We start from the raw sequence: 18,782 nt of genomic DNA on the forward strand, positions 1-18,782 counted from the left end.
ATGCCACAGTTCGTCTTTCTCTGGACCGATACCTTTGTGCTGGCACTGTTTCTGGCCATGGCGCTCTACACCTGGCGTGTCGTCAAGCGGCCTGCCTTGCGCTCGGCCTGGGCCAGTGTGGCGCGTACGCCATCGGCCATGTGTGCCGCGGTTTTTCTGGTCTTTTTTCTGCTGGTTGGTTTGCTGGACTCCATTCATTATCGGCCGCTTTTGCCTGCAGCTCCCGGGCAGGAAGCCAGCACACCCAGTTATGCTCCTGTGGCCCGTTCAGCCCTGGATGATGTGTTGAAGATGGCAGGTCTGACCGAGGTGGAAAAAACCTATTCTGCTCCCTTGGCCCGCTTTCAACTGACCAAAGAAAGCATGCTGATAGATGGCAAGCCCGTGCGGGACTTTCCGCGTCTGGTCAATGCCGGGGTGGGTATGGATACGCCTGCCGCGCATAGACACGATATTTTGCAGCTAGGCGCCAAAGGTTTGGCCTGGGGTGTGCTGGGCAGCGTGCTACTGGCTGTTCTGCTGACGCTTTGGGGGCGCAAGCAATCCATGGAGCCGGGTTGGGGCGCGGCTTGGCGTTATTGGTGGCAAGGGCAGGGTTTGGTGAATTGGCGATTGGTCTGGTTCAGTGCCTGCGTGCTGGTGATACTGCTATGCTTGGTGCTGAGCCTGAGCGCGAATTACTACGTGCTGGGCACGGATCGCACGGGTAACGACATCATCTGGCAAGCCTTGAAAAGTGTACGCACGGCTTTGGTGATTGGCACTTTGACCACCTTCGCCATGCTGCCACCTGCCATCATTCTGGGCTTGGCCGCTGGATACTTCCGGGGCTGGGTGGATGATGTCATTCAATACATTTACACCACGCTGACTTCCATCCCTGGCGTGCTGCTGATCGCCGCTTGCGTGTTGATGATGCAGGTCTATATCGACACCCATCCCGATAGCTTCGACACCGTGGCCGCTCGCGCAGATCTGCGCTTGTTCATGCTGTGCCTGATTCTGGGGTTAACCGGATGGGCGGGCCTGTGCCGCCTGCTGCGGGCCGAGGTGTTGAAGCTGCGCGAGCTGGACTACGTTCAGGCAGCCCAAGCCTTTGGTGTCGGTCATCTGCGCATCATGTTCCGTCACCTGCTGCCTAACGTCATGCACATTGTGCTGATCACCCTGATTCTGGAGTTCTCCGGCCTGGTGCTGTACGAGGCTGTGTTGTCTTATCTGGGTATTGGTGTGGACCCCAGCATGCCATCCTTTGGGCGCATGATTGACGCCGCCCGTAGCGAGCTGTCCCGCGACCCGATCATCTGGTGGGGCCTGGCCGGGGCTTTTGTGATGATGCTGGGTTTGGTTCTGTCTGCGAACATTTTTGCCGATGCGGTGCAAACGGCGTTTGACCCTCGTACTCGTCGCTTCAAGGCTTTGCGAGTACGTCGTCCAGGAGGAGCCAAGGTATGAGCGAGCTTGAAAATGTCTCCGCCGTGAAGCCCGCTGCAACGCCTGCCGTGCTGAATATCGAGGGTCTGGAACTGCGTGTGCAGTCCGATGCCGGTGTGCAAAGTGTGGTGCGTAATCTGTCTTTGGCCGTGCAGCGCGGTGAAACCTTTGCCTTGGTGGGGGAGTCCGGCTGCGGCAAAAGCATGACGGCCATGGCGATCCTGCGCCTCTTGCCCGAAGCCGCCTGGATGCAATCCGGTCAAATTGCCTTGGAGGGGTTGGAACTGCCCCTTTTGCCTGAACAGCAAATGCAGGATGTGCGCGGTAAACGCATCAGCGTGATTTTTCAGGAGCCGTCCACCAGCCTGAATCCGGTCATGTCCATTGGCCGGCAGATCAGCGAGGTGATTCGTCGTCATGGTGTGGCTCCTGCGGGGCAGGAAAGGGCAAGGGCCATCAAATGGCTGGAACGTGTCGGCATCCCCGGTGCCGCACAGCGTTACGATGACTTTCCATTCCAGTTCTCTGGCGGCCAGAAGCAACGCATCATGATTGCTATTGCCTTGGCGGCGGAACCTGATTTGCTGGTGGCTGACGAGCCAACCACCGCGCTGGATGTAACGGTTCAGGCGCAGATTCTGCAGTTGCTGGCTGATATACAGAAAGAGATGGGCCTGGCTATCTTGCTGATTACGCACGATTTGCTGCTGGTCAAACAGTATGCCGACTATGTGGCCTTGATGCGGCACGGACAAATAGTGGAAGCCGGGCTGGCAAGCCAGTTCTTTTTACGTCCTAGTCATCCTTATGCTCGTGAATTGCTCAATGCCATTCCCACTTTTGAGAAACGTGGGCGTCCCTTGTCCCGTGCCCCTGCGCCCATTGAAGCAGTCCCCCCGCGCAATAGCGGCAAAGAGCTGGTGCTGGATATTCAGGGCTTGTCTGTTTCCTATAAGCAGGCTGGCTCCTGGTGGCGACGCCTGCCTGTCATTCCCGTGGTCAAAGACTTGAGCCTGCAACTGCACAAGGGCGAAACCCTGGCTTTGGTCGGCGAGTCGGGCTGCGGTAAAAGCACGGTCGCACGTACCTTGATGCGCTTGCTGGATCATCAGGCTCAGATCAGCGGGCAGGTGCAGATGCAGGGGCAGAACGTCTTGCAAGTGAAAGGCAAGGCCTTGCGGCAACTGCGCTCACGTTTGCAGATCATTTTTCAGGATCCCTATGGATCGCTGGATCCGCGCATGATGGTGGGGGATATTCTCCTGGAAGGCCTGACCGCGCTGCGTCCCGAGCTGGACACTAAGGCGCGTCGTAAACGAATTGAAACTTTAGTGGACCAAGTCGGTCTACCCAAGAATGCCCTGGATCGTTACGCACATGAGTTTTCGGGCGGGCAACGTCAGCGCATCGCTATTGCCCGTGCCTTGGCGGTAGAGCCCGCCGTTCTGATTTGCGATGAACCCACCTCGGCCCTGGACGTGTCCGTACAAGCGCAGATTCTGGATTTGATGCGTGAGTTACAAATGGAACTGGGGCTGGCTTATTTGTTCATTACCCATAATTTCGGGGTTGTGGAGTATCTGGCCGATCGAATTGCTATCATGGCCAAGGGACGCATCGTGGAGCAGGGCAGCGCACAGCACGTTCTGTTCCATCCGCAGGAAGAGTTGACGCAGCGTCTGCTGGCCGCTGTTCCCCGTTAAGCCGCGCCACATGCCGGACTTGCCATAATTAGTCCGGCACTTCTATGTCACAATACGGCGGTCTGTCCGCCCATTGATACACACATTATGAGTCTGAAGGTTTTTGATCTTGAATGCGAACACGGCCATGTGTTCGAGGGTTGGTTTAGCTCACGCGAAAGTTACGATGAGCAGATCAGTCGTGGGCTCTTGTGTTGCCCCGTCTGTGACAGCCACGAGGTCAAACGCAAACTTTCGGCTCCACGTATCAATGTAGGTGCGCAGGAAAGCCTTGGCGCTCCTGCCAGTGCTCCGGTTCCGCCTCCCTTGCCTTCAACCATGCCTACCGAAGCGCAAATGCGGGCGATTCAAGGTCAGCTTTTACAAGAGCTGCGTTCGGTAATACGCAAGTCGGACAATGTGGGCACCCAGTTTGCCCAGGAAGCACGCCGCATGCACGAGGGCGACATTGAGCCACGCGCAATCCGTGGTCAGGCCACGGTGCAGGAGTATCAGGAACTGGCCGACGACGGCATTATTGCCATGCCGATTCCGGACTTTCTGGATGATGACCGCCTGCAGTAAATAACTGCGACATTTCTTTCAGTCTGCGATGCAAGGTGCTGCGATGCAGTCCCAAGGATCGTGCCGCCCGTGAAATATTTCCCCGATGTTGTTTCAAAGCCTGCTGCACGGCGGCGTATTCCTGTTCCTTCAGGGTTTGTGGCTTGGGGGAGTCAAGGGAGCTGGTTTCCAGAGTGTTCCGAATCTCCGGTATGGCAGGCTCTTGGACCAGCACCGGGTGTTCTGCATTCAAGCATGGCAAGGCAGGCAGGTCCTGGGCCAGCCAGAGCCGCCCCGGAAAATCTTGCACAATGATTTGCAGCAGCACCGATCGTAACTGGCGGTAATTGCCCGGCCAGTCGTAGTCCTGCAGTATTTGCAGTGCTTCGGGATGTAGCTGTGGAGCAGCCTGGCCTTGTGCCAGAATAGCCAGTTCTTTAGAAATATAATCGCCCAGATCGTTGCGCTCTCTAAGGCTGGGGACCGTGCAGATATAGTCTTGCAGCCGGAAGTACAGGTCGGCACGGAAGCGGCCATCGCGTACCAGTTTTTCCAGCGGTTGATGGCTGGCGCTGATCAGCTGGAAGTCCAGCCTGTGTGTGCGTTCCGAACCCAGTGCCTGCACCTCGCGCTCTTGCAGAACCCGCAGCAGACGGCTTTGCAAACCCACTGGCATATCGCCAATTTCATCCAGAAACAGCACACCGCCATGGGCCTGACGGAATTTGCCTGCATAGCCCTGACGGCGCGCACCCGTAAACGCACCGGCTTCATACCCGAACAACTCGGCTTCGATCAGGGTTTCGGGCAGGGCGGCGCAGTTAATCGCCACAAAAGGACCGGACTGCGACTTGTGACGGCGATGCAGCTCACGCGCCATACGCTCTTTGCCCGAGCCGCTGGGGCCGCTGAGCAAGATGGACAGGCCCATTTGCATGGCTCGCAACGCCGGTTCCAGCGCCTTTTCCTGTTGAGGGGACAGTTGTGTTGCTTCTGCTGTCTCGGTCCGAGCCTGTACCGCGCGGGCCGGAGCCGGGGTTTTAGCGGCCGTGCTCAGGTGCAGCGTTACGGGCCGACTCGTGCTTTTTGCCTGTTCCAGTACTGAACTTAAGTCTTGGCCGGGTAGCTCTTGCCAGTCCTGGCGCAACATGCGGGCGGCCAACTCATCGGCCGCCACAATGGTGTCGTCCTCCAGAACCAGTCGACCACTAAAAGCACTATTGAGCAGGCCGGGGTCGGTATGCAGATGCAGCAGACGGCGGGATGGCGTGCACAGCGACTCCAGCATCTGGCGGCTGATCTGGCGGGCATACAGCTGCGCCAAATCCAGCGCGTAGTGATGTTCCAGCTCCGAGGGTCCGGAAATATCCAGCACTCCAATGATCTGGCCGTAAGGGTCGTAAATGGGGGCGGCGTGGCAGCTAAGAATCCGGTTGTCAGGCAGATAGTGCTGGCTGCCGTGAATCTTGATGGGCTGTGCGCAGACCAGCGCGGTGCCAATTGCATTCGTGCCACGATGGTTCTCGGCCCAGCTCACGCCTGCACGCAAGGCCACCTGCTCGGCCCGTTGTAGAAAATGCGGATCGCCCGCCTGTTGCAAGACCGTGCCTTGTGCGTCGCACAATAAAACCAGACTGCGATGCGGGTGCACCAGCGCCGCCAGATCCTGTACCGCTGCCGAGGAGTGATGCAACAAGTGATGCTGTTGTTCCAGCAACTGTCGCAGCGCACCTTGGCTCATGTCCCGAGGTTCCGCGCTTAACTCCGACTCCATCGTCTGACAGCGCTCCCAGGACTGACGCCACATGGTTTCGTTGGTCTGCGGGCAAAACGAGTGTAGAGAAGTCATGAGTGTGCTCCGGGAGGGGTGTCGCATTCTGCAACAGTGCTCGCGTTTTGCGACAGTAGTTGTCGCAGCCTGCGACTGGAGGTCGTTCCATTATGGAGGCGGGCGAGCTCAGGATCGAGTCGGGACAATCGCTAGCTAGTTTGGCACGTTATTTGCTTTAGTTAAATCAGGATAAAGGCACCCCTAACCTTTCCCTGCGGTGCACCTCTTGTGGCACCGAACTAAATCAATAAGGAGACATCATGAATCTGTCCGATCTCAAATCCATGGGCCTGGATCTGGAATTCCCTTTCAAATCCCGTTACGACAACTACATTGGTGGACGTTGGGTGCCGCCGGTCGAAGGCGAGTACTTTGATAACGTCTCGCCCGTCACCGGGCAGGTGTTTTGCCAGGTGGCCCGCTCGGGTGCAGCGGACATTGACCTGGCTCTGGACGCCGCGCACAAGGTGCGCCACCAGTGGGCCAATACCCCGCCTGCCGAGCGCTCTGCCGTTTTGCTGCGCATTGCTGACCGTATCGAACAAAACCTGGAACGTCTGGCGGTTGCCGAAACGATCGACAACGGCAAACCTATCCGTGAAACCCGCGCGGCCGACTTGCCTTTGGCCGTCGACCATTTCCGCTACTTTGCCGGTTGCCTGCGCGCCCAAGAGGGCAGCATCTCGGATGTGGACAGTACCACGGTCGCTTACCACTTCCACGAGCCTATCGGCGTGGTCGGCCAGATCATCCCCTGGAACTTCCCGCTGCTGATGGCCGCCTGGAAACTGGCCCCCGCCCTGGCGGCCGGTTGCCCCATCGTCCTGAAACCCGCCGAGCAAACTCCCGCTTCCATCCTGCTGCTGATGGAAATCATCGGTGACTTGCTGCCCGCTGGCGTACTGAACGTCGTCACCGGCTACGGTAAAGAAGCAGGCCATGCCTTGGCCAACTCCAAGCGCATCGCCAAAATCGCCTTCACCGGCTCCACCCCCGTCGGCCGAGAAATCCTGCACGCCGCAGCTGACCGCCTGATCCCCGCTACGGTAGAGCTGGGCGGCAAGAGCCCCAACATCTTCTTTGAAGACGTGATGCAGGCTGATGATGCTTTCCTGGACAAGGCCCTGGAAGGCTTGAGCATGTTCGCCCTGAACCAGGGCGAGATTTGCACATGCCCATCGCGTATCCTGATTCAGGAATCCATCTACGAGCGCTTTATCGAGCGTGCCGTCGAGCGAGTCAAACGTATTCAGACCGGCAACCCGCTCAATGCCGGGACAATGGTGGGCGCGCAGGTGTCCGAGAAACAGATGGAGCGCATCCTGGGCTACATCAATATCGGTCGGGAAGAGGGCGCACAAGCCCTGACCGGTGGCGAACGCAATCGTTTGGGTGAAGGCCTGGATAATGGCTACTACATCAGCCCCACCATGCTGCTGGGTAAAAACAGCATGCGTACCTTCCAGGAAGAAATCTTCGGACCGGTGGCCGCTGTGACCACTTTCAAGGACGAAGAAGAAGCCATCGCCATCGCCAACGACACCGAGTTTGGTCTGGGTGCTGGTGTCTGGAGCCGCGACGGCTCGCGTGCCTACCGCGTAGGCCGTGGGGTTGAAGCTGGCCGAGTCTGGACCAATTGCTATCACCTGTATCCTGCTCACGCCGCTTTCGGTGGCTACAAGCAATCCGGTATCGGCCGCGAAACCCATAAGATGGCCCTCAATAACTACCAGCAAACCAAGTGCCTGCTGGTCAGCTACAGCCCGAACGCCCTGGGCTTCTTCTGATCCTTTGATCTATTCGTAGTGTTGTCCGACCTCCCCCCATGCAATATGGGGGGATGCCCTTCTTGCGCGCTTGCTATGTCTTTATCTCAGAGGGCCGCAAGGAATCTCTTCGATCATCAATAAGGAATACGCACCATGACAGTCTCGGAATTCTTTATCCCTTCGCACAATATTCTTGGCCCCGGCGCACTGGATCAGGCCATGCCTATTGTCGGGAAAATGGGCTTTAAAAAAGCTCTGATCATTACTGATGCCGATCTGGCCAAGCTGGGTATGGCGAAACTGGTGGCTGACAAGCTGATTGCACAAGGTATCAATACCGCGATTTTTGATCAGGTGCAGCCTAACCCCACCGTGGGTAACGTCAATGCAGGCCTGGATGCCTTGAAGGCACACGGCGCAGACCTGATCGTGTCCCTGGGCGGTGGTTCGTCGCATGACTGTGCCAAAGGCGTCGCCCTGGTCGCCAGCAACGGCGGCAAGATCGCTGACTACGAAGGCGTAGATAAGTCCGCCAAGCCACAACTGCCATTGCTGGCTATCAACACCACAGCAGGCACCGCGTCGGAAATGACACGCTTCACCATCATTACTGATGAAACCCGCCACGTAAAAATGGCAATCATCGACCGCCACATCACACCTTTCCTGTCAGTAAACGACTCCGACCTGATGGAAGGGATGCCCGCATCGCTAACCGCCGCCACTGGCATGGATGCACTGACTCACGCCGTCGAAGCTTACGTTTCCACAATCGCTACTCCCATCACCGATGCGTGTGCGGTGAAAGTGGTAGAGCTGATCGCTAAATACCTTCCTGTTGCTGTACGCGAGCCACATAACAAGAAAGCCCGTGAACAAATGGCCTATGCGCAGTTCCTGGCCGGGATGGCATTCAATAACGCATCGCTGGGGTATGTACATGCCATGGCGCACCAATTAGGGGGCTTCTATGACCTGCCGCATGGTGTCTGTAATGCTCTGCTGTTGCCGCATGTCCAGGCTTTCAATATGCAGGTGGCAGGGGAGCGCCTGAATGAAATCGGCAAGCTGCTATCGGATAACAATGCCGATCTGAAAGGTCTGGATGTTATCGCGGCGATTAAAAAGCTGGCGGATATTGTGGGGATTCCGAAGTCGCTGGAAGAATTGGGGGTGAAGCGGGAGGATTTCCCGGTTCTGGCGGATAACGCGCTCAAGGATGTCTGTGGTGCGACTAATCCGATTCAGACGGATAAGAAGACGATTATGGGGATATTTGAGGAGGCGTTTGGGGTGAGGTAATGCTGTGCTAAGAGCAAGGGGCAGATAAGTATTTTGGTGCTAAGTGAATGCTGCCCCTTTCTCGGTTGCTCAGTATTTTTAGCAATCTGGCAGGCAGGAAAAAGGGGCTGTAAAAACAGCCCCTTTTTTTTGCGCGTACCGCACTGGGCGGCACGACGTCTTTCTTACATCACGCGGCTGCGGTATTCGCCAGTGCGGGTGTCGATTTCGATCTTGTCACCGATGTTGCAGAACAAAGGCACGCTGATTTCGGTGCCCGTGTTGATCTTGGCGGGTTTCAGCACTTTACCGGAGGTATCGCCTTTCACGGCAGGTTCGGTGTAGGTGATTTCGCGCACGATGATGGTGGGCAGTTCAACCGAAATAGCACGACCTTCGTAGAAAACGGCCTCAACGGACATGTTTTCTTCCAGGTAATCCAGGGCGTCGCCCATGCTTTCAGCTTCGATTTCGTACTGGTTGTACTCTTCATCCATGAAGACGTACATGGGGTCAGCAAAGTAGGAGTAAGTGCATTCGCGCTTTTCCAGCTGGACCACTTCAAATTTTTCGTCAGCTTTGTGCACGGCTTCGCTGTTCGAGCCGGTCAGCAGGTTCTTGAACTTCAATTTGACAACGGCGGAGTTGCGACCGGATTTGTTGTATTCCGTTTTCTGAACGACCAGAGGGTCGCCATTGACCATAGCGACGTTACCAACGCGCAGTTCTTGTGCGGTTTTCATTAAAAAAACTCCGAATGGGACAGGCTCCGCCAAACGCAGTGTCAGGGAGCTTTTAAGAGGTAATCTGCTATTTTAGCGTTTTCGGGCGACTTGGGTGTAAAAACTCAGCAAACTGCTGGCCAAATCGGCTTGTTCAGCCAGTTTTTCACTATAAGCACGGGCTTCTTGTTGCCATAGACGCAACACCTGGGGTTCCAGGCAGCGGCTCAAGGCAGCGGCCGCGCCGCTCTGATCCGCACTGCTCCAGGCCAGATGCAGGGCTTGAACTGGCTCGGGCAAATTGCCGGTATCCAGCCAGGCTTGCAGCTTGTCCAGATGGGCCTGTTCTTCCTGCACGTAAGGCTGCCATAGCATGGGCTGAGCGGCCCAGATGGCGCGTACCAGGGAGTCCTCGCCACGCACAATATTCAGTGCGCTACGCCAGAGCAGGGCATCAAAATCGGCCTGATTCACGGCGGGGATGCGCTGAACTTGCAAGTGGCCTTGCTCCAGATCCGGGATACCTTGGGCAACAGACTCGGGCACCAGCAGCAGGGTTTTCTGCTTTAGCGTGGATAGCACTTCGGGCAGAGCCAGGACGGGCGCATCGGGATAGCAGAACAGGAACATTTGCTGCATCTCGCCCCGGAGCAGGGCTTGAATGTGCTCCTGCGCCATGCCCAGACGACTCAGCATGGCCTGGTAGGCGACATCGTCCTGTTGAAAGGCATCGCGACGGGCCAGCAGATCGCTTTCACGCAGCAGCCCCCCTGTTTGCGGGACAAAGCCGGGAAAGAAAAAATATTTGTTCGCACCACCGGCTTGTGGGGAGGGCAGGCCGTGGCAGCCCTGTACCCAGGGTTCGGCGCTCAGGTAATCCAGATTGATCCACACATGGCTATCTGCCGTCAGTTGCCGTGTCATGGCTTCGGGCGGTTCGCAGGCAAAGGCCTCGATCACGAAGGGATGTGCTGCGGGGTATTCTTGGCGCGCGTCGTGCCAATGCTCAATATCTACGCCCTGCAGTTGCTGGCTTTGCCGTTCGCTTTGAATTTCGGACTGGATACGGCTGAAGCTGTGCAGATCATCTACCCACAGGCGTAGCTGGGCGACCTCGGGTTTGGCAGCTAACTGACGGGCCAGCCGCCAGCACACGCCTATATCCCCCAGATTGTCGATAACACGGCAAAACAGGTCTATGGATACAGGTTGGGAAACAGTAACGGTGTTCAATTTAGTGCAGCTGTACGGGGTCCAGATCGATTTCGTCCGGCAGTTCCGGGTGCTGCATCTCGCCGTTGATGTCCGGGAAGAAGGGCGCGTTGCAATCGTCGCAGGTCTCGGTGGAGTGCAGGCCGGGCAGGCGCTGAATCTGCACCAGGCCCAGGGTGCTGAGCAGGGCGGCAATCACGTCCGGAATGTCGATATGGTCATCGCTGTGGAAAGAGGACTCGGCCTCCTCCTGGCTCAACACCGGCCAGATACAGCCATAAATCACGGTGGGCGAGGAAATGGTGCTAAAGCCCACGCGATACTCTTCGATCTGCTCTTCGCCGCAAGCGATGATGACCGCACGCAAATGGTCAGGCGGGAGTTTCACCGCTGTTTGCAGCCAGGTGATGCCAGCCTTCAGGGCCAGTGGGCGAATCTCGCGGTCCGACTCGCGGTTATTGACGTAATAAGCGTTGGGAGCCAGAAACTGCAGCTGGCAGCCGGTAAATAACGGTGTGACGATGGCGGAGTAACGCTCCACCCATTGCTCTACCCAGCGCAGATGGTCGGCTTGCAGATTGTCGCTGGATTGCTGCCAGCGAAACAGGGGCTGACCGACCGGAGCCATAACCACACCAATCAGAAAGCGGGCGTCGGCCAACAGGCTGCTGGCTTCTTCGGGTTTGTTCAGTGGAGCAGGCTCCTGGCTGCGGCCCAAGGCTTGCGCGGTCAGGCTGCGCGTCCAGGCGTAAGCCTGCTGGTAGGTCTGCGGCATCTCGTCGTAATTGACCAGATTGGGCAGCAGGGCGCACATTGTGCCTTCGGCCAGAACTGTGGCGCGCAAGGCTTCTTCCAGTTCCTTGTGTTGCTGGGGTTTCAGGATTCCCTGAGGAAGTTGATAGCGTGTCCAGGCGGTCAGCGGGGCTGAAAACAGCAGGGCGTCGTACAGCACGCCGTCATGCTCGATTTGCTGGCATTCGGCGTGGGACTCGGCCAGCTCCATCAGGATTTCGTAATGCTGGTTTTGTTGCTGGCTGCCCAGCAGTTCCAGTGTCTGTTCAACCGCTGTATTGCGGCGTCCGCTATAGAGCTTGTCCAGCAATTGAGCAGTCAGCCCTTGCCAATAGCGATCTTCGATCTGCGAGCCGGAACGTACCAGTGCGTCGGTGTAATTGATCAGACGCTGGATTTCTTTGGGTTGTTGGGCGAGCAGTTTGGAATTGAGTTGCGACATGGACATACAAAACCGAGAGAGGGACAAGCTAGTTTACCCTTTGCCACGACCGGGGTGTGTGAATGAGGGTAGCCCCTAGGGGGCGGCTAGTAGAGTTCTGGTGCTTGCAAAATAGAGGCTGGCGATAATTTGTGACCTATCAGGCATGTACGCGAGGGGCTGCCTCCTTGCACCCGACGCCTCCCCTGCGATAGAGGGGGAGGCGTCGGGCCCGGTCCGATGTTGGCAGGTTGCGATCAATACAACACGCTAGGTAGCCACAGGCCGATGCCAGGGAACAGGTACAGGATGATGATCGCCAGGATCTGGATACCCATGAAGGGCATCATGCCCAGGAAAATCTGGTTCAGGGTGACATGGGGTGGCGAGACGCCCTTCAGGTAGAAAGCCGACATGGCAACCGGTGGTGACAGGAATGCTGTTTGCAGGTTCAGGGCGACGAGCAGGCCGAAGAACAGAGGATCGATCTGATAGTGCGCCAGCAGTGGCAGGAAGATGGGCATGAAGATAATGATGATCTCTGTCCATTCCAGCGGCCAACCTAGCAGGAAAATAACAATCTGCGCCAGGATCATGAACTGGATGGGGGTCAGATCCATGGACAGCACCCAGCCATTGATCAGTTCCTGACCGCCCAGCAGGGCGAAGGCGGCCGAGAAAATACTGGATCCGACGAACAGCCAGCAGACCATGGCACTGGTCTTGGCGCTGAGGTAAACCGATTCGCGCACCATGGAGAAGTTCAAGCGGCGATAGGCGAAGGCCAGCAGGATACCGCCCAAGGCACCCAAGGCCGCCGCCTCGGTGGGAGTGCACAGGCCAGCGATAATACTGCCCAGCACGGCAAGGATCAGCATGGTCAGCGGAAAGAAGGAGCTGAGCAGCATCTTGAAGATTTCCAGCCGTGCGAAGTTCAGCATGGCGTAGTAGCACAACAAGGCCAGACTGCCCACGATCAGAAAGATCCAGAATGTCATGGGCGCGGCCTGGCGCTCTGCTGTAGTGGTTTCTTCGGTGGCTTCTGCTGCAGCTGCGGGAGCTTCTGCGCCCGGTTCGCTGGCACCCAGCGCCACGAGAGGTTCGCTGCCTTCAGGTTCGGATAAACCGCCGGCACCCGGAGGTTCTGCCAGCCCACCGCCACTGTAGTCATTGTCGAAGTTATTGAAACCGCCGCCCATTTCCTGCAGCTCGTAGTGCTCGGCTACTTTGGGTGCAGTGACCGACTGATAGCTAAAGCCCATGACAGCGATGAAGATCACAGCGGGCAGCAAGGCCACGCCCAGATTCTTGAAGAGCAGCGTCATGGGCACGTCGACGTTGCGAGGGCCCTTCATGGCGCTGATCAGGCCGGGTACAGCACGGTCTGTAATGGTCTCCTTGATGGTTTGTGCGAAGGCTGGCAGAGGCACGATCCGATCTTCCGCGGAAAGCGGAGGCGCGACACTGGGCTTGAGCTTGGCCAGAATGATGACGTACACCACGTACAGGACAGCCAGCATCAGGCCGGGGAAGAAGGCCCCGGCATACAGTTTCACGACCGAGACACCCGCGACGGCGCCGTACAGGATAAGGAGTACGGAGGGGGGCAGCAAAATGCCCAGGCAGCCCCCTGCGGTAATGGAGCCAGCCGTTAGCTGTACGCTGTAGCCCGCTCGCAGCATGGCGGGCATGGCCAGTAGACCCATCAGAGTCACCACTGCACCCACAATACCCGTGGCCGTGGCAAAGATGGCGCAGGTGGCAATAGTGGCTACAGCCAGCGAACCTGGAATTCGTGCCATGGCCAGGTGCATGCCCTGGAACAGGCTCTGGATCAGGTTGGCGCGTTCAACCAGGTAGCCCATGAAGATGAACAGAGGCACCGCAATCAGCACATCGTTGGTCATGACGGCGTAGGTGCGCAGAACCATCAGGTCCAGGGTCTGCTGGATCGCTTGCTGTGTCCCCATGTCGCGGTAGGCAAGCCAGGTGAAGATCACTCCCATTCCCATCAGGGTGAAGGCAGTGGGAAAGCCCAGCATGATGGTGACGACAATCAGGGCCAGCATGAGCAGGCCCAAATGGCCATTAGTCATATCTGCTGGGGACGGCATGAATACGGCAATGCTCAGGACGATGCCGATCAAGATGGTAAGTCCGAACCAGATCTCTTTTCTCATGTTGGACTCCCTTTCTTGCCGTCGCCTGTGACAAAGGCATCCAGCTTTTTAATATCGTCGCTGTTGACGTCCACCATATCCATCAGCTTGTCTACATCGACCTCTTCAACGTCCTTATCGCGCGAAGGCCATTTCCCGTCCCGCAGACAGCGCACGCAGTACACCATTTCCACGAAACTTTGCAGCAGAAGGCAGAAACCGGCCAGCGGGATGATGGCCTTGAATGGGTAGATGGGCGGCCCGTTGGCTGTGATGTTCGAGTGCTCCGTGATGGCCCAGGATTCGGCAGCGAAGTAGTAGCCGGCCCAGAACATGGCGACCACCCCGGGAATGAAAAACAGGATGTACAGGATCAAGTCCAGACCCGCCTGCAGGCGGGGCGGGAAAAAACCGTACAGCACATCCCCGCGGACATGGCCGTTCTTGGAGAGCGTATAGGCACCGGCCATCATGAACAGGCCGCCGTACAGCATGTTCATCATGTCAAAGGCCCAGGCATGCGGGTTGGACAACACGTATCGAGAGAAGACTTCGAAGGAAACGAACAGGGTCAATGCCAGGACTAGCCAGCCGAACAACTGGCCTATCCACGTATTGAACCGGTCGATGAAGACCAGGATTTTCTGCATGGTAGGTTCACCTTGCTAGCGCGGAAAGGGTCTGATGCGTGTCGGCTGCGGGGTGGAACGCGGCCGGCCTGGGGTAGGGGGAGACGTCATCCACATCCGGCTGGACGGGATGACGCAGTGCGATTGCCGCTAGGGATCAGCTCTTGGCTTGGGTAGCCTTGCGACCGAAGTAGTGGTTGTAGGCCATACGGCGGTTATTGTTGGTGTCCATGTCCCACGCCATGGCGCGTGCCGCGAACGCTCGTTGCGATGCGTCGATTTCCTTGAAAAGGGGGTTGGTTTCGGCCTTTTTGGCAACGATCTGGTCCCACACGACCAGTTGTTGCTGCAGGATGGTGTCGGGCGTTTTGTAGAATTTGACGCCGTCTTCCTTTTGCAGGCGTTGGTAGTCCTGCGAGTAACGGTCAACTGCTTTCCAGGACATGTCGGCCGATGCGGCCTCCACAGCGTTGTCGACGATGGCTTTCAGCTGTGTCGGCAAGGCGTTGTACTTGTCCTTGTTGAACATGATCTCGAAGGTTTCCGAGGCCTGGTGAAAGCTTTGCAGCATGCAGACCTTGGACACGTCCGGGAAGCCTAGAGCGCGGTCCGAGGCGGCGTTGTTGAACTCCGCACCATCGAGCAGGCCACGGTCCAGCGCTGGCACAATCTCACCGCCCGGTAGCGCATTGACGGCAGCGCCCATTTCGGTGAACAGATCGATCGCCAGGCCATTGGTGCGGAACTTCAAGCCCTTGAGGTCTTCAGTCTTGGTGATGGGCTTCTTGAACCAGCCGAACGGTTGCGTGGGCATCGGGCCGGTCAGGAAGGAGACCACATTGCCACCGATGGCATCGTAAAGCTTGGCCAGCAACTCCTTGCCACCGCCATATTTGTGCCATGCCAGCACCATATTGGCGTCCATGCCGAAGGCCGGTCCTGACGAAAACAAGGCCAGGGCGTTCTGCTTGCCGTAGTTGTAACCCAGCACGCCGTGGCCCCCGTCCAGCGTTCCCTTGGAGACGGCATCCAGCAGGCCAAAGGCTGGTACAACAGCCCCTGCGGGCAAAACTTCGATTTTCAGATCTCCACCGGTCATGTCGTTGATCTTCTTGGCGAAATCAAGAGCGAATTCGTGGAAGATGTCGACGGTGGGCCAAGTGCTTTGGAAGCGGAAGTTGACGGGACCCTGCGCGCGAGCGATGGCAGGAAAGCCCATCGTTGCTGCAGCCGCGGTGCCGGCTGCAGCACCGCTCAGGAACTTGCGCCGGGATGCGCCAGTTTGTGCTTGAGGCGCGGTGCTTTTTTTGATCCTGTTTCTCATTGGGTGTGTCTCCGAAGTGGCTGTGAGCGTTCGAGAGCAAACTGCAGCAATCTGATTTTTCAGCGTTATTTCAGTTTTCTTTCAGTTTGCTTTCAGCTTTATATGCGATTCGAACACTGGCCGTACATAAGGAGTAACCACAATGATGATAGGGGTATACCCGTGGGCAGATAAGTGTGGGTGAGCGCACCGTTAGCGACGGGTGGACCGTGCTGAGCAGGCTTTTTACAGGCCTCTTGAGAGGGAAGTCATTTCAAACAGGCAAAGAAAAACGCCTTCGCCGCATGCAGCGGCGAAGGCGTTATTTGCAAGCGCTAGGGCTTACAGACCTACGGAGTCAGCAATTTCCTTGAACTCTTCGATCTGGTCGAAGTTCATGTAGCGATAGATGTCTTCGCTATTGGCTTGCAGTACGCCCATGTCGGCCAGGTACTCTTCGCGGGTCGGGATGCGACCCAGACGCGAGCAGATGGCGGCCAGTTCAGCCGAACCCAGGAACACGTTGGTGTTCTTGCCCAGACGGTTGGGGAAGTTACGGGTACTGGTGGACATGACGGTGGCGCCTTCGCGAACCTGTGCCTGGTTACCCATGCACAGCGAGCAACCGGGCATTTCCATACGAGCACCAGCCACGCCCAGAACGCCGTAGTGGCCTTCTTCGCTCAGCTGTTGCTGGTCCATCTTGGTCGGAGGAGCGACCCACAGACGGGTTGGAATGTCGCGCTTGCCTTCCAGCAGCTTGGACGCGGCACGGAAGTGACCAATGTTGGTCATGCAGCTACCGATAAACACTTCGTCGATCACGGTGCCGGACACGTCGGACAGGGTTTTCACGTCGTCAGGGTCGTTCGGGCAAGCCACGATAGGTTCGTGAATTTCAGCCAGATCGATATCGATAACAGCAGCGTACTCAGCGTCTGCATCGGGTTCCAGCAGTTCCGGGTTGGCCAGCCAGGCTTCCATGCCCTTGATACGACGCGAGATGGTGCGCTCGTCTTCGTAGCCATTGGCAATCATCCACTTGAGCAGCGTGATGTTGCTGTTCAGGTATTCGATGATGGGCTCTTTGCTCAGACGCACGGTACATGCAGCGGCGGAGCGCTCGGCCGAAGCGTCGGACAGCTCGAAAGCCTGTTCGATCTTCAGGTTGGGCAGACCTTCGATTTCTAGAATGCGGCCGGAGAAGATGTTCTTCTTGCCGGCTTTTTCCACGGTCAGCAAACCTTGCTTGATGGCGTACAGAGGAATGGCGTTAACCAGGTCACGCAGGGTGACGCCGGGCTGCATTTCGCCCTTGAAGCGCACCAGCACGGATTCTGGCATGTCCAGAGGCATCACACCGGTAGCCGCAGCAAAGGCCACCAGACCGGAACCAGCGGGGAAGCTGATGCCGATAGGGAAGCGGGTGTGCGAGTCGCCACCGGTACCCACGGTATCGGGCAACAACATGCGGTTCAGCCAGGAGTGGATGATACCGTCGCCTGGACGCAGGGAAACACCACCGCGTGTGCTGATGAAAGCAGGCAGTTCGTGGTGAGTTTTAACGTCAACAGGTTTGGGGTAAGCAGCGGTGTGGCAGAAGGACTGCATCACCAGATCGGACGAGAAGCCCAGGCAAGCCAGGTCTTTCAGTTCGTCGCGGGTCATTGGGCCAGTGGTGTCCTGGCTGCCAACGGTGGTCATGCGTGGCTCGCAGTAGGTACCGGGACGTACGCCCTGGCCTTCAGGCAGACCGCAAGCACGGCCAACCATTTTCTGAGCCAGGGAGAAGCCTTTACCGGAATCGGCAGGGCTTTGTGGCAGGCGGAACAGGGTGGTTGGGGGCAGACCCAGTGCTTCGCGAGCACGGGTAGTCAGGCCACGGCCAATGATCAGGGGAATACGGCCACCGGCGCGTACTTCGTCAAACAGAACGTCGGATTTGACCTGAAATTCGGAGATCAGTTCGCCATTCTTGAAGGCCTTGCCTTCGTAGGGACGCAGTTCCACCACGTCGCCCATTTCCATTTTGGAAACGTCCAGTTCGATAGGCAGAGCGCCGGCATCTTCCATGGTGTTGTAGAAGATAGGAGCAATCTTGCTGCCCAGACACACGCCACCAAAGCGCTTGTTGGGAACGAAAGGAATGTCTTCGCCGGTGAACCACAACACGGAGTTGGTGGCCGATTTACGCGAAGAACCGGTACCGACCACGTCGCCCACGTAGGCAACCAGGTGGCCCTTTTCTTTCAGGGATTCGATAAAGCTGACAGGACCTTTCTTGCCGGGCTCTTCTGGTTCGATACCTGGGCGTGGGTTCTTCAGCATGGCCAGAGCGTGCAGCGGAATGTCCGGGCGGCTCCAGGCGTCAGGGGCGGGGGACAGATCGTCCGTGTTGGTCTCGCCGGTGACTTTGAAAACGGTCACGGTCAGGCTTTCGGGTACTTCAGGACGGCTGGTGAACCACTCGCCGTCGGCCCAGCTTTGCAGCACTTCTTTTGCAAAGGCATTGCCCTTTTCGGCTTTTTCCTGAACGTCGTGGAAAGAGTCAAACATCAACAGGGTGTTTTTCAGGCCGTTAGCGGCGATCTGGCCCAGTTCGGGCGAATCCAGCAGATCGATCAGCGGGCTGATGTTGTAGCCACCCAGCATGGTTCCCAGCAGCTCAGTGGCACGCTCGCGGCTGATCAAAGCACAGGTTTCTGTGCCCAGCGCGATGGCGGCCAGGTAGGAGGCTTTCACTTTGGCAGCATCGTCCACACCGGCGGGGACGCGGTGCGTCAGCAGGTCGACCAGAAATGCTTCCTCACCGGCAGGTGGGTTCTTGATGAGCTCGATCAGCTCGGCGGTCTGCTGAGCCGACAAAGGCAGCGGGGGAATGCCCAGAGCAGCGCGCTCGGCAACATGTTCGCGGTAAGAGTCCAGCATAGTGCGGGTGCCTATCGGTAAATGGTTGATATGAAAATGCAATAAATCGCGTGTT

At 57.5% G+C, this 18,782-nt stretch carries 13 protein-coding genes; 5 read left to right on the forward strand and 8 right to left on the reverse strand.

From position 1 onward, the window contains the following. From U2949_RS16675 to U2949_RS16685, 3 genes are all read left to right on the forward strand, one after another. Positions 1 to 1,455, forward strand: a complete 1,455-nt coding sequence (locus tag U2949_RS16675; RefSeq protein ID WP_026484272.1) for an ABC transporter permease — start codon at positions 1 to 3, stop codon at positions 1,453 to 1,455. Continuing rightward, positions 1,452 to 3,137 (forward strand): ABC transporter ATP-binding protein, encoded by a 1,686-nt coding sequence (locus U2949_RS16680; RefSeq protein ID WP_051316343.1) that lies wholly within the window; start codon positions 1,452 to 1,454, stop codon positions 3,135 to 3,137. Before U2949_RS16675 ends, U2949_RS16680 begins: the two co-directional genes overlap by 4 nt. 87 nt (positions 3,138 to 3,224) lie before the next feature. Beyond that, positions 3,225 to 3,701, forward strand: coding sequence for a DUF1178 family protein (locus U2949_RS16685; protein WP_026484274.1), 477 nt, complete (start codon positions 3,225 to 3,227; stop codon positions 3,699 to 3,701). On the opposite strand, the gene U2949_RS16690 is transcribed toward U2949_RS16685, so the two are convergent. Next, on the reverse strand, positions 3,652 to 5,529 hold the full coding sequence (locus tag U2949_RS16690; protein WP_321288931.1) for a sigma-54-dependent Fis family transcriptional regulator: 1,878 nt from the start codon (positions 5,527 to 5,529) through the stop codon (positions 3,652 to 3,654). The two genes, U2949_RS16685 and U2949_RS16690, sit on opposite strands and share 50 nt — an antisense overlap. Before the next feature lie 242 nt (positions 5,530 to 5,771). Between U2949_RS16690 and exaC the strand changes: the two genes are divergently transcribed. Both exaC and U2949_RS16700 read left to right on the forward strand, forming a co-directional pair. Then, positions 5,772 to 7,298, forward strand: a complete 1,527-nt coding sequence (gene exaC, locus U2949_RS16695) for an acetaldehyde dehydrogenase ExaC (protein ID WP_009457732.1) — start codon at positions 5,772 to 5,774, stop codon at positions 7,296 to 7,298. A 135-nt stretch (positions 7,299 to 7,433) separates the two neighbouring features. Beyond that, positions 7,434 to 8,582, forward strand: coding sequence for an iron-containing alcohol dehydrogenase (locus U2949_RS16700; RefSeq protein ID WP_226348602.1), 1,149 nt, complete (start codon positions 7,434 to 7,436; stop codon positions 8,580 to 8,582). A gap of 164 nt (positions 8,583 to 8,746) precedes the next feature. Here U2949_RS16700 and efp read toward each other — a convergent pair whose 3' ends face one another. The 7 genes from efp to acnB all read right to left on the reverse strand — a co-directional run bounded on the left by efp (position 8,747) and on the right by acnB (position 18,727). Then, a complete protein-coding gene (gene efp / locus U2949_RS16705; protein WP_003802564.1) occupies positions 8,747 to 9,304 on the reverse strand; it encodes an elongation factor P in 558 nt (185 codons plus the stop codon). Between the two features lie 72 nt (positions 9,305 to 9,376). Beyond that, on the reverse strand, positions 9,377 to 10,516 hold the full coding sequence (earP, locus tag U2949_RS16710) for an elongation factor P maturation arginine rhamnosyltransferase EarP (RefSeq protein ID WP_321288933.1): 1,140 nt from the start codon (positions 10,514 to 10,516) through the stop codon (positions 9,377 to 9,379). A gap of 1 nt (position 10,517) precedes the next feature. Continuing rightward, positions 10,518 to 11,729 carry a DUF2863 family protein gene (locus tag U2949_RS16715; protein ID WP_321288935.1) on the reverse strand — a complete coding sequence of 404 codons (1,212 nt, stop codon included), beginning with the start codon at positions 11,727 to 11,729 and terminating at the stop codon, positions 10,518 to 10,520. A 236-nt stretch (positions 11,730 to 11,965) separates the two neighbouring features. Then, positions 11,966 to 13,888 (reverse strand): TRAP transporter large permease, encoded by a 1,923-nt coding sequence (locus U2949_RS16720; RefSeq protein WP_321288937.1) that lies wholly within the window; start codon positions 13,886 to 13,888, stop codon positions 11,966 to 11,968. Further along, the gene (locus tag U2949_RS16725; RefSeq protein ID WP_026484281.1) at positions 13,885 to 14,517 is read right to left on the reverse strand and encodes a TRAP transporter small permease subunit; all 633 of its coding nucleotides are present in this window, start codon (positions 14,515 to 14,517) and stop codon (positions 13,885 to 13,887) included. The genes U2949_RS16720 and U2949_RS16725 overlap by 4 nt, the downstream gene beginning before the upstream one ends. Before the next feature lie 136 nt (positions 14,518 to 14,653). Further along, positions 14,654 to 15,820, reverse strand: a complete 1,167-nt coding sequence (locus tag U2949_RS16730) for a TRAP transporter substrate-binding protein (protein ID WP_321288939.1) — start codon at positions 15,818 to 15,820, stop codon at positions 14,654 to 14,656. 321 nt (positions 15,821 to 16,141) lie between these two features. Then, positions 16,142 to 18,727, reverse strand: a complete 2,586-nt coding sequence (gene acnB, locus U2949_RS16735; protein ID WP_022983544.1) for a bifunctional aconitate hydratase 2/2-methylisocitrate dehydratase — start codon at positions 18,725 to 18,727, stop codon at positions 16,142 to 16,144. Positions 18,728 to 18,782 lie beyond the last annotated feature (55 nt).

Source organism: Alcaligenes phenolicus, assembly GCF_032063905.1.
Classification (GTDB): Bacteria; Pseudomonadota; Gammaproteobacteria; order Burkholderiales; family Burkholderiaceae_B; genus Alcaligenes; species Alcaligenes phenolicus.